This window comes from Gordonia sp. SID5947 (genome assembly GCF_009862785.1).
GTDB lineage: Bacteria > Actinomycetota > Actinomycetes > Mycobacteriales > Mycobacteriaceae > Gordonia.
The window spans coordinates 874,121-884,931 of sequence record NZ_WWHU01000001.1; the positions used below are offsets into that span (position 1 = coordinate 874,121).

The following is a 10,811-nucleotide window of genomic DNA, read 5'->3' on the forward strand; positions in this document are numbered from 1 at the left end:
TAGGGTGCAATGCATGAGCGTGGCGCAACGTTTCACCACCGGCGACCAGATCGCCATCAGCTTCCGAACGTTCGGGGACGCGGTCGACGGACAACCGGTCGTCCTGCAGCACGGCTTCGCGTCCAGCGGTGTACAGAACTGGGTCGCAACGGGATTGGTGGAAGCCCTGGTCGGCCAAGGCCGGCGGGTGATCGTGGTCGATGCGCGCGGCCACGGACAGTCGGACAAGCCGCACGACCCCGGCCACTACGGGGAGGGACGTATGGCGCGGGATCTGGTGGAGCTGTTCGACGTGTTGGACATCACCGCGGTCGATCTCGTCGGGTATTCGATGGGGGCCATCGTCTCGTTGCTGACCGCTGTGCACGACAGTCGGATCCGGCGACTCGTCGTCGGTGGCGTCGGGGCGGGAGTGGTGGAACTCGGTGGTGTCGACACCCGGGTGATCGACCAGCGCACCCTCGCGGCGGCGTTGCGCGCCGAGGACCCGACATCGGTGACCGACCCGGCTGCCCGACGATTCCGGCTGTTCGCCGACGCATCGGGCAACGACCTGCGCGCGTTGGCGGCCCAGGTCGAGGCCGTCAACACGGGCGCCGTCGCCTTCGATCAGATCTCGGTCGAGGCGGCCGCGGTCATCGCGGGTACCGACGATGACCTCGCGAGAAATCCCGGGGTCCTGGCGAACGCGTTGTCCGCCGACCTGATCCGGGTGCCCGGCGATCATCTGGGGGCCGTGCGGAGTCCCGAGTTCCGGACAGCCGTTCTCCACGCCCTGCGTTGATCCGTCACCGGCCTTTCGATCGGCTCCGGGCCGTCCCGCCCGGATGCCGTCACCGTCAGCGGGTGCCGCTCATTCCTCCGTCCACGGGGATCACCACGCCGGTGAGGTACGCACCGGCGCGAGAGGACAGGAAGATGGCTGTGCCTGCGACGTCGTCGGGCGTACCGACCCGCCCGAGCGGGACGCCTGCCTCGACCTGGGAACGCATGTCGGGGTCGTCGAGCATGAAGGCAGTCATCTTCGACGGAAACGGTCCGGGCGCGATGGCGTTGACGGTGATCTGCTCCGGTGCCAGCGTGGCGGCGAGTTTGCGGGTCAGCATGTGTACGGCTGCCTTGGACGCTCCGTAGGAGAAGTTGTCGGTATGCGAGACGACCATGCCGTCGATGGATCCGATGTTGATCACCCGCGCCGGCGCGTCCGCGGCTGCCGTACGCAGCAGCGGTAGCAATGCCTGGGTCATCTCGAACACCGATGTGATGTTGAGATTCAGGATCTTGTCGAAACCCGAGCGCGGGAAGTCGTCGACGGGCGCGCCCCAGGTGGCGCCCGCGTTGTTGACGAGGACATCGACCCGATCGAATTCATCTGCCACGTAACGGGACAACGCCTCGACGCCCGCGGATGTCGAGAGGTCGGCGGCCAGCGCCCCGACATCACCCCATTCGGACAGTTCTTCGCGAGCCCGCTCGCAGGCGTCGGCTTTTCGGGACGAGACGATCACGCGCGCCCCTGCCCGCACAAAGCCACGCGCGATCATCAGCCCGACGCCACGCGTGCCGCCGGTGACGACGACACACTTTCCGGCGACATCGAACAGCGACTCTCCATCTCCCTGATCCTGTGGGGGCGTCATCGTGCACCTCGCCCGGGATTCGTCACCGAGCCGGCAACTCGACGGTGCGGCCACGCACCCGGCGGTGAAAAGCTCACTAGGACACCACTTTCGCTGATGGGGGCGGCACAACCACCCGAACGGGCGGAAGGACGCACCACGGAGGAATCGATGGGTGATCTCGGTCCTATCGAGATATAGTTGAAGTCGGCTTCATCTTCAAGAGCTCGGAGCGGATCGCTGATTCCGTCCCCGACCTTGTCCCGTGGACCAGTAGGGTCGAGCACGTGAATCTCAACGGGGTAGGTATCTGGAGTTCGCCATTGCGCTACGGGGATCCGGGCGAAGCAGCGGACGCGGCATCGGAACTCGACGACCTGGGCTTCACGGCCCTGTGGATTCCCGACGTGGGTGGGCCGGTGCTGCAGTCGGTGGAAAATCTGCTCGGGGCGACGAAGCGCGCCGTGATCGCGACCGGAATCCTGAACATGTGGATGCACGAGCCGCACGACGTGGCCGACGCGTATGCGCGACTGACGGCCGAGCACGGCCCGCGGTTCCTGCTCGGTCTCGGCATCAGCCACGCTCCCCTGATCGACGCGAAGGAAGCCGGGCGGTACCAGAAGCCGCTGGCAACCACCAAGGCCTTTCTGGACGGCCTCGACGATGCCGAGCGCCCCGTCCCCAACGACGGCCGCGTGCTGGCGGCACTGGGCCCCAAGATGCTCACGCTGTCGGCTGAGCGCAGTCGAGGCGCCCACCCGTATCTGGTGACGCCGGAGCACACCGCGATCGCTCGTACGGCGCTGGGCGCGGACGCGCTGCTCGCGCCTGAGCAGACCGCGATCCTCACGACCGACCGCGACGAGGCCCGCTCGATCGGCGCGCCGTGGCTACAGGGCTATCTCGCGATGCCCAACTACGCCAACAATCTACGGCGCCTGGGATTCTCCGAGGACGACCTGCAATCCGTCAGTGGCCGGCTGTTCGATGCGATCATCGCGTGGGGTGATGAGTCGGCGGTCTTGGCCAGGATCGACGAGCACCGCGCCGCCGGCGCCGACCACGTCTGCGTGCAGGTGCTGCAGGCGGATCAACGCGCGATGCCACGCGAGCAGTGGCGGCGCATCGCCGAGGCACTGCGGTAGGTCGAACTGCGGTAGGTCGCTCCGGGGTGGGTCGCGTCGGCTCGCGTGGCTCTGGACAACTCAGGGTCGCCGAGTCGGCGATGGCATCGACGGATTCGTGGGTCAGAGCCTCACGCCAAGCGTCCCCTCGGTCATCCTCGCCCGCAGCAGGCGACGGTCGGGTTTGCCTGTGGGGAACAGCGGGAGTTCGTCGATCGTCGCGGTGAACCATGTGGTCGGGACCTTGTAGCGGGAGAGTTGCTCGCGGGTCCGGCGTTCCAGATCGGCCGCGTCGAGATCGGTGCCGGCCGGCACCACGACTGCCACCACCTCTTCGCCGCGGGTCGGATGATCGATGCCGACGACGAGGCAGTGCGCCACATCCGCGAACTCCTCGACGACCGCCTCGACCTCGCGGGGGGACACGTTGGAGCCGGCCGCCTTGATCAGCTCGGAGTCTCGGCCCACGTAGAACAGCCGCGGATCGCCGGGTAGTTCGTAGACCTGGTCCCCGGTGTGGAACCAGCCATCGGCGTCGAAGACCTCTGCCCGTTCCCGCTTGTTGTAGCCGGACATCACGCCGGTACCCCGGATCCAGAGTTCACCGATCTCGCCCACCGGGACGATCTCGCCGCCGTCGTCGACGATTCGTTTCTCGGTGGTCGCCCAACCGCCGGCGGTCTCGGTCATGGTCCGGTGGATCGGATGCCCGTGCGGCGAGTTGATCATGGCGAGGTCGGCAGGTCCGTCGCGCAGGATCGGGGCGCGCGACAGGTCACGTTCGCCGAATGACGGGTGCGCGCGCAGCTGCTGGACAAAAGCAGGCCATCCGACGTATCCGGTCGCCTGTTCACGTTCGATGAGGTCGAGTGCGGGACCTGGATCGTGACGCGGGACGGTCAGCACCGTTGCAGGCGCGTGCAGGGCGCCGGCGGCGGCCAGGATGCCACCGATCCAGAACACGGGCATCGCGCACAAGACGACCGGTATCTCGGCGGCGCCGTTGCCGGCGTGCAACATCTGTACCCACTGGGAGGTTTGTCGGACCAGAGTGCCCTGGGTGTGGACGACGCCTTTGGGTGCGGCGGTGGAGCCCGATGTGTGGATCATCAACGCGATGTCGGCGGGCGAGACCTCGTTCTCGACGGCGGCGAGAAGAGCCTTGTCGACCAGCGACGTGTCGTCGTGCCGCCAATGGGTGGCCCACGACCGGTCGGACCGACCGGTGAGCACGACGTCACGTAGGAACGGCACGGCGGGCAGCTGGACCCGTCCGCTCTCCTGGGCGTCGAGGCCGGGAAGAGTCGCCTCGAGTTTGTCCGGGACATCGACTCCGAGGATCCCGGTCGGCGCGACCAGCAATTCCACGTCCGCCAGGCGGAGCACCCGCGCCAGCTCGGCGGGTGGGTAGAGGGTGCTCAGGGGCACCGCGACCGCGCCGATCCGGCTGACGGCGAGCCACCAGACCGTCCATTCGACGCCACTGGTGAAGAACAGGCCGACCCGGCAACCCTTGCCCACAGGCCGCGTGAGCAGCCATCGGGCAACCAGCGCAGAGCGCTCCTCGGCCTCGGCATAGGTCATGCGATCGGTGGGTGAGACCGTGTAGTCGACGTCCGCGAACTTGTGCGCGGCCCGTTTCAGTAGCTCGGCGATCGTCGGCCGGATCAGGTCGTCATCGCTCGCCATTGTTCCCCCGGGTGTCGACGCGTTTTTGGGCTCTTGTAAGACCGTAGGTGATCTATCACCGAGCGATGACCGCCATCGCTCGCATTGGTGGGCACCCAGCCTCATCCGGCGTGATACTGGTAAAGCTGAGGCAAGCAGACCGATGTGTTGCGTGACCGAAACTGAAGACGAAGGCAGGATTATGAGCGCGGAGCAGCCGACCATCATCTACACACTGACCGACGAGGCGCCGATGCTCGCGACGCAGGCTTTTCTGCCGGTCATCCGCGCTTTCGCCGACGCGGCCGACATCACTGTCGAGACCAGTGACATCTCGGTGGCCGCGCGGATCCTCGCCGAGTTCTCCGACTATCTCACCGAGGACCAGCGGGTGCCGGACAATCTCGGTGAGCTCGGCCGCCTCACCCAGGACCCCGACACCAACATCATCAAACTGCCGAACATCAGTGCGTCGGTTCCGCAGTTGCTCGCCGCGATCAAGGAGCTGCAGGAGAAGGGCTACGCGATCCCCGACTACACCGGGAATCCGAAGACAGACGAAGAGGCCGAGATCCGCGATCGGTACACCAAGTGCTTGGGCAGTGCGGTGAACCCGGTTCTGCGTGAGGGCAATTCCGATCGACGCGCGCCCAAGGCGGTAAAGGCGTACGCGCGTAAGCATCCGCACAGCATGGGCAAATGGTCGATGGCCTCGCGTACCCATGTCGCGCACATGACTGAAGGCGACTTCTACCACGGTGAGAAGTCGATGACGGTCGAGGGCGATCGAGAAGTCAAGATGGAGCTGATCACCGAGAGTGGTGAGACGCTGGTGCTCAAGCCAAAGGTGACGCTCAACGACGGCGACGTCATCGACAGCATGTTCATGAGCAAGAAGGCACTCGTCGAGTTCTACGAGGAGCAGATCGAGGACGCCTACAAGACCGGCGTCATGTTCTCTCTGCACGTCAAGGCGACCATGATGCGGGTATCGCATCCGATCGTCTTCGGGCACGCCGTGAAAGTCTTCTACAAGGACGCCTTCGCCAAGCACGGCGAATTGTTCGACGAACTCGGCGTGAACGTGAACAACGGGTTGTCGGACCTCTACAGCAAGATCGAGTCCCTGCCGAGTGCGCAGCGCGAGGAGATCATCGACGACCTGCACAAGTGCCACGAGCATCGTCCGGAGTTGGCGATGGTCGACTCGGCGCGCGGTATCTCGAACTTCCACTCCCCCAGCGACGTCATCGTCGATGCGTCGATGCCCGCGATGATCCGTGCGGGCGGCAAGATGTACGGCGCCGATGGACGGCTGAAGGACACCAAGGCGGTCAATCCCGAGTCGACGTTCTCCCGCATCTATCAGGAGATGATCAACTTCTGTAAGACCAACGGTGCGTTCGATCCGACCACCATGGGCACCGTGCCCAACGTCGGCCTGATGGCGCAGAAGGCCGAGGAATACGGCTCCCACGACAAGACCTTCGAGGTGCCCGAGACAGGCGTCGCGAACATCACCGACATCGCGACCGGAGAAGTCCTCCTGACCCAGAACGTCGAAGAGGGCGACATCTGGCGGTTGTGCATCGTGAAGGATGCTCCGATCCGCGATTGGGTCAAATTGGCTGTGACGCGTGCACGGGATTCGGGGATGCCGGTGCTGTTCTGGCTCGATCCTTACCGTCCCCACGAGAACGAGCTGATCGCGAAGGTCAACACCTATCTGAAGGATCACGACACCGACGGGCTGGACATCCAGATCATGTCGCAGGTGCGCGCGATGCGGTACACGCTGGAACGTGTCATCCGCGGTATGGACACCATCGCCGCAACCGGAAACATCTTGCGCGACTACCTGACCGACCTCTTCCCCATTCTCGAGCTGGGGACCAGCGCCAAGATGCTCTCGATCGTGCCGCTGATGGCCGGTGGCGGTCTGTACGAGACCGGAGCGGGCGGTTCTGCGCCGAAACACGTCAAGCAGCTCATCGAAGAGAACCATCTGCGCTGGGATTCGCTGGGCGAGTTCCTGGCCCTCGCCGTCAGTCTGGAGGACCTCGGCAAGAAGACCGGGGACAAGCGCGCCGAGATCCTGGCGCGGACGTTGGACGCGGCGACCGGCAAGCTGCTGGAGAACGACAAGGGGCCGTCGCGCACGTCCGGTGAACTCGACAACCGTGGCAGCCAGTACTACCTGGCGATGTACTGGGCGCAGGAACTGGCTGCGCAGAGCGACGACGAGGAACTCCGGAACCGTTTCGGCCCACTGGCCGAGAAGCTGGCCGAGAACGAAGACGCGATCGTGGCAGAACTCAACGAGGTGCAGGGCAACCCCGTGGACATCGGCGGGTACTACGCACCGGATCCCGAGATGACCGCCGCCGTGATGCGACCCAGCAAGACCTTCAACGACGCGTTGGAGTCAGCGCGCGGCTGATCGGCGACCGCCGGCCATTCGCGATCGCGATGGCCGGCGGTGGACGTCCTCAGCGGACCCCGGAGGCATTCGCCGAAGGGTCGCGGGAGGACCCCGTGACCGCGGTCGGGTGGCCGCTCAACAGGACCGGTGTGGCAAGTGCGGCCAGCCCGGCGGCCAGCAACGCGACACGCGGAGTGGTCATGGCGGCGAGCAGGCCACAGGCAGCGGTGAGAACGGCGATGCACACACTGGTGCTGATCGACCAGGCGGTGATGACGCGCGAGAGTTGGTGGGTCGCGACGAGTTGCTGACGGTACGTGACGTACACCGGATTGAACACGCTGCAGCACACGATCAGCCCCAATTCGATCGCCATCACGGTCGCCAGGCCGATCGCGCCGGGACCAACCAACGTGAGTCCGATCGGCCAGCACGCCCGCAGCACGCCGGTGACCAGCAGCGCCCGGTGTTCGCCGAGGCGGTCGACGACTCGTCCTGCCAGTCGTGAGCCGATGAGGCCGCCGACGCACGGTAGTGAGAAGGCCAGACCGTATTGCCACATCGGGAAGCCCAGGTGCCCGAGCATCAGTACCGCCAGCAGCGGCTCTCCCGCCATGATCAGTCCGTTCACCAGCATGGTGTTGGCGAACAACCGTCGCAGGGTGCGGTGCCCGACGATGATGCGCCAGCCTTCCACCAGATCGGGCAACCGCGTCGGAGTGGTCCTGCTCGGCGGCGTCTCCGTCGATCCCATCGCACCGATTCCCAACGCGGAGAGAAGATAGCTCGTCGCGTCGATGCAGATGGTCACGAACGGACCGAAGAGTCCGATCATGGCGCCACCGAGAGTTGGGCCGACAACGGTTGCCGACCACCTGGTCGACTCGAAACGGCTGTTCGCGGTCAGCAGGTCGTCGGGGCGCACGAGAGTCTTGATCAGCGGCCCGCCGGCGGCGTCGAACGCGATTCGCGAGGCCGTTGCCACCACGGAGACCGCGATCAGTTGGCCGATCGTCAACACACCGCACGCGTATGCGAGTGGCAGAGACGCGAAGGCGCCGAACCGGATCAGATCCGAGGTGATCATCACCGACTGCTTGCGACGGAATTCCACCCAGGGGCCCAGGGGTACGGCGACCACCGCACCCACCGCGAGACCGGCCGCGGACAATGCCGCAACCTCAGCCGGCCCGGCATCCAACACGGTGATCGCGACCACCGAGAGTGCTCCGAATCCGAGCCAGGTGCCGAAGGTGCTCACCGCATACGCCGCCCACAGCCATTCGAACGGTCGCCCCAAAGTGCGTCGCACACCCATGCAGACTCCCCTCCGCTGCCGACCGGGTCAGAACCACGCTCGATGAAACGCCGACGTCGCCGTCGGCACAAACAACCGCCCGATCGGCGAGGCACAACCGATGGTTGTTCATTACCGTGAGCCGCATGGACCTTGACGGTGTACGCACCTTCGTCGCGATCGTCGATGCGGGACAATTCCAGGCGGCCGCCGACGGACTGTCCATCACCCAGCAAGCGGTGTCGAAACGTGTTGCGGCCCTCGAGCGCGACCTGGGGGTCCAGCTACTCACGCGCAATGCCCGCGGTGTCACGCTGAGCGTCGACGGGCAAGCCCTGCTGCCCCACGCCCGCGAGCTGTTGCGCGCCGAAGACCGTGCGCTGGCGTCGGTCACCCCGCAACGCCGTCCGCTGCGGGTCGACGTCATCAACCGCCGCATCGCGCCGGCCGTCCGGGTCCACGCGTTCTATCGGCAGCATCCCGACATAGCGCTCGACGTGGTCGCTCTCCCGGACATCGACACCGATACGGCCTTCGCCGCCGTGACCAACGGAACCGTCGACGCCACGTTCAGGACCGTGCTGAACACGAGCCGCTTGTCGCGAACACTCCGCTCGGCACACGTCATCGACGATGCCCATCAGCTCCTGGTCGGCCCTCGGCATCCGTTGGCCGACAACGACGTCATCGTGCTGGCCGAGTTGGAACGCCACCCGGTCTGGATGCCGGGACTCCCCTCGACCACTGACTGGGGTGCCTACTACGCCGAGCTCGCCTCGACCTTCGGGCTTCGCATCGATGTGCTCGGCCCGAACTTCGGCGGTGAGGTCCTGCTGGCCGAGATCGCCGACTCGCCCGATCTGGCCACGTTCGTCGGTGAAGGTTCGCGCTACCTCTGGCCGGCACACTACGACCTGCGGCGCATCCCGATCGTCGATCCGACTCCGGTGTATCCGATGTCGATCGTGTGGGCGCGCGACAACCGGAACGAGTCACTGGCTGCACTCGTCGCGCACCTGATGGCCGTTCACGCCGACCATCCGGTCGACAACGCGTGGGTTCCGCCTCGATGGACGAAAGCCCTCTGAGGTGCATCGGCACCGTCACCGCGGCCGCGCGGCGGCGTCGGGCCACATCGGCGGGCATCGCGTACCGGGCACGGCGGTCACTTCGAAGTGCCACCACTCATTGACGAAGGTGCGGCACAGGCCCCAGCGATAACCGTGTGCCTCCAACCACGCCGCGCCGGCGCGTGGACCCACATCGATCGCGTGGCCGGTGACGTGGGTGGATTCGCGGGGCGGGAGGACCCAGCGCCGCGCTGCCCGCGGGCTGCCGTAGGTGACGATTCCGTTGCGCCACAGTGTCTCCTGCTCTCTCACGGTACGTCTTCCGGACGTGATCGACAGCGGGACGCCCTGCGTGTGCGCAGCGTGTGCGGCGTAGGTGTACGCGGTGGCGAGGACCGGATCGAGTCCTGTCGTGCCGGTCGCGGCATCCGCGTCTGACGCCGACATGACCGTGAACAGTCCGATTGCACCGACGACGGCGGCGGACAACGTCGCGCGCTGCGACCAGGTGTGGATCGACATACCGGTAGTAAACCCCGGAGGAAGCGGGTAGCGCACCAATCGTGCCGCGGGATCGTGGGATCGGCGCCGTGTTCCTGTCCGACCGTATGCGATGAAGGAGACGTCCGGTGAAGCATCTGGTGGTGTTACGACGGCACGTGGAAGATGTCGAAGGACCCGCGCATCTCCGACATCGAGAAGATCGCGCGGCCCATCGCCATCCGGACCGGCCGTGCGCGCTCGAAGCAACGCCCGGGACCGTGAGACGACCCTTCCCCTCGATCACACCGTGACGAGCTCGCTGTATCGCTCGAGATACAGTGGCCATCCCTGGTCGCTGTCGACACCGTCGCGCACCGATTCCCAGCCGGGCCCGTGGTGGTCCAGATGGCGATGCTCGAGCTCTACCCGCGTCGAGGCATCACCTTCTGCGACAAACCGGATCTCGACCTCGCTCGATCGTGCGGGATCGGTCTCGATCTGCCAGGTCGGTCCGATGTCCCACGAGAACACGATGCGCTCGGGGCGATCGAAGACCAGGATGCGAGCCCAACGACATTCACTGCCGTCGACCGCTCGGTCGATGATGGATCCACCGACATGCGGTTCCACCACCGTCTCTGTGATGGGCGCACCGAGCAGGTTGTGCTCCGGCGGTTTGAATTCGCCGAGGCGCTCGGTGAAAACCGAAAAGGCCTCCTCCGGAAGCACCGGAACGGTTGTCGACCGCCGGATGGTCGAGTTCAACTCAGTCATCGTCGCTCTCCTTCTCCTTGTCGACCGACGTCGCCACCGTGTCGCCGAAGCCGGTCAATGTGCGCTGCCAGAAGGTGTCGAGTTGGTCTTTCAGCGCCGACAAGGCAGCTGCGTCCACGTGGTAGACACGTCGTGTTCCGTGCTCGACGTCGATGACGACGCCGGCCGCTTTGAGTACCCGAAGATGTTGGGAGACAGCCGGTCTGCTGATGGGAAGCTGATCTGCCAGTTCGCCGACCGGTGACGGGTGCTTCGAGAGCGCCGCCAGAATCTGCCGGCGTGAAGCATCGGCAAGGATGTCCCATGGCTCGATGCCTGATCCGTTTGTCGCCACGAACCGTAAGTATTCAC

Annotated in this window: 10 protein-coding genes; 4 read left to right on the forward strand and 6 right to left on the reverse strand. The window is 65.7% G+C overall.

Annotated features, from left to right (window positions below; translation table 11 throughout):
- The first annotated feature begins 13 nt into the window (after nucleotides 1-13).
- Nucleotides 14-784, forward strand: a complete 771-nt coding sequence (locus tag GTV32_RS04070) for an alpha/beta hydrolase (protein ID WP_161059049.1) — start codon at nucleotides 14-16, stop codon at nucleotides 782-784.
- Nucleotides 785-839: 55 nt separating this feature from the next.
- Here the strand turns inward: GTV32_RS04070 and GTV32_RS04075 are convergent, their stop codons facing one another.
- Nucleotides 840-1,640 (reverse strand): SDR family oxidoreductase, encoded by an 801-nt coding sequence (locus tag GTV32_RS04075; RefSeq protein WP_161059050.1) that lies wholly within the window; start codon nucleotides 1,638-1,640, stop codon nucleotides 840-842.
- A 266-nt stretch (nucleotides 1,641-1,906) separates the two neighbouring features.
- Here GTV32_RS04075 and GTV32_RS04080 point away from each other — a divergent pair, with 266 nt between their 5' ends.
- Complete coding sequence (locus GTV32_RS04080) at nucleotides 1,907-2,767, forward strand: LLM class F420-dependent oxidoreductase (RefSeq protein ID WP_161059051.1); 861 nt, start codon at nucleotides 1,907-1,909, stop codon at nucleotides 2,765-2,767.
- 102 nt (nucleotides 2,768-2,869) lie between these two features.
- Here GTV32_RS04080 and GTV32_RS04085 read toward each other — a convergent pair whose 3' ends face one another.
- Nucleotides 2,870-4,435, reverse strand: coding sequence for a class I adenylate-forming enzyme family protein (locus GTV32_RS04085; RefSeq protein ID WP_161059052.1), 1,566 nt, complete (start codon nucleotides 4,433-4,435; stop codon nucleotides 2,870-2,872).
- Nucleotides 4,436-4,616: 181 nt separating this feature from the next.
- Here GTV32_RS04085 and GTV32_RS04090 point away from each other — a divergent pair, with 181 nt between their 5' ends.
- Nucleotides 4,617-6,854 carry an NADP-dependent isocitrate dehydrogenase gene (locus GTV32_RS04090; RefSeq protein ID WP_161059053.1) on the forward strand — a complete coding sequence of 746 codons (2,238 nt, stop codon included), beginning with the start codon at nucleotides 4,617-4,619 and terminating at the stop codon, nucleotides 6,852-6,854.
- 49 nt (nucleotides 6,855-6,903) lie between these two features.
- Here GTV32_RS04090 and GTV32_RS04095 read toward each other — a convergent pair whose 3' ends face one another.
- Nucleotides 6,904-8,154 carry an MFS transporter gene (locus GTV32_RS04095; protein WP_161059054.1) on the reverse strand — a complete coding sequence of 417 codons (1,251 nt, stop codon included), beginning with the start codon at nucleotides 8,152-8,154 and terminating at the stop codon, nucleotides 6,904-6,906.
- A 125-nt stretch (nucleotides 8,155-8,279) separates the two neighbouring features.
- On the opposite strand from GTV32_RS04095, the gene GTV32_RS04100 reads away from it, so the two are divergent.
- A complete protein-coding gene (locus GTV32_RS04100; protein WP_161059055.1) occupies nucleotides 8,280-9,221 on the forward strand; it encodes a LysR family transcriptional regulator in 942 nt (313 codons plus the stop codon).
- A 15-nt stretch (nucleotides 9,222-9,236) separates the two neighbouring features.
- On the opposite strand, the gene GTV32_RS04105 is transcribed toward GTV32_RS04100, so the two are convergent.
- From GTV32_RS04105 to GTV32_RS04115, 3 genes are all read right to left on the reverse strand, one after another.
- Nucleotides 9,237-9,650 (reverse strand): D-alanyl-D-alanine carboxypeptidase family protein, encoded by a 414-nt coding sequence (locus GTV32_RS04105; RefSeq protein WP_161062323.1) that lies wholly within the window; start codon nucleotides 9,648-9,650, stop codon nucleotides 9,237-9,239.
- Nucleotides 9,651-9,986: 336 nt separating this feature from the next.
- A complete protein-coding gene (locus GTV32_RS04110; RefSeq protein ID WP_161059056.1) occupies nucleotides 9,987-10,460 on the reverse strand; it encodes an SRPBCC family protein in 474 nt (157 codons plus the stop codon).
- Nucleotides 10,453-10,794 carry a metalloregulator ArsR/SmtB family transcription factor gene (locus GTV32_RS04115; protein ID WP_343287205.1) on the reverse strand — a complete coding sequence of 114 codons (342 nt, stop codon included), beginning with the start codon at nucleotides 10,792-10,794 and terminating at the stop codon, nucleotides 10,453-10,455. Before GTV32_RS04115 ends, GTV32_RS04110 begins: the two co-directional genes overlap by 8 nt.
- Nucleotides 10,795-10,811 lie beyond the last annotated feature (17 nt).

Excerpts from the sequence above, each read along its gene's own strand:
- GTV32_RS04070 (WP_161059049.1), top strand. The coding sequence starts at position 14 with ATGAGCGTGGCGCAACGTTTCACCACCGGCGACCAGATCGCCATCAGC.
- GTV32_RS04105 (WP_161062323.1), bottom strand. The coding sequence starts at position 9,650 with ATGTCGGCGTCAGACGCGGATGCCGCGACCGGCACGACAGGACTCGAT.
- GTV32_RS04095 (WP_161059054.1), bottom strand. The coding sequence starts at position 8,154 with ATGGGTGTGCGACGCACTTTGGGGCGACCGTTCGAATGGCTGTGGGCG.
- GTV32_RS04100 (WP_161059055.1), top strand. The coding sequence starts at position 8,280 with ATGGACCTTGACGGTGTACGCACCTTCGTCGCGATCGTCGATGCGGGA.
- GTV32_RS04090 (WP_161059053.1), top strand. The coding sequence starts at position 4,617 with ATGAGCGCGGAGCAGCCGACCATCATCTACACACTGACCGACGAGGCG.
- GTV32_RS04110 (WP_161059056.1), bottom strand. The coding sequence starts at position 10,460 with ATGACTGAGTTGAACTCGACCATCCGGCGGTCGACAACCGTTCCGGTG.
- GTV32_RS04075 (WP_161059050.1), bottom strand. The coding sequence starts at position 1,640 with ATGACGCCCCCACAGGATCAGGGAGATGGAGAGTCGCTGTTCGATGTC.
- GTV32_RS04085 (WP_161059052.1), bottom strand. The coding sequence starts at position 4,435 with ATGGCGAGCGATGACGACCTGATCCGGCCGACGATCGCCGAGCTACTG.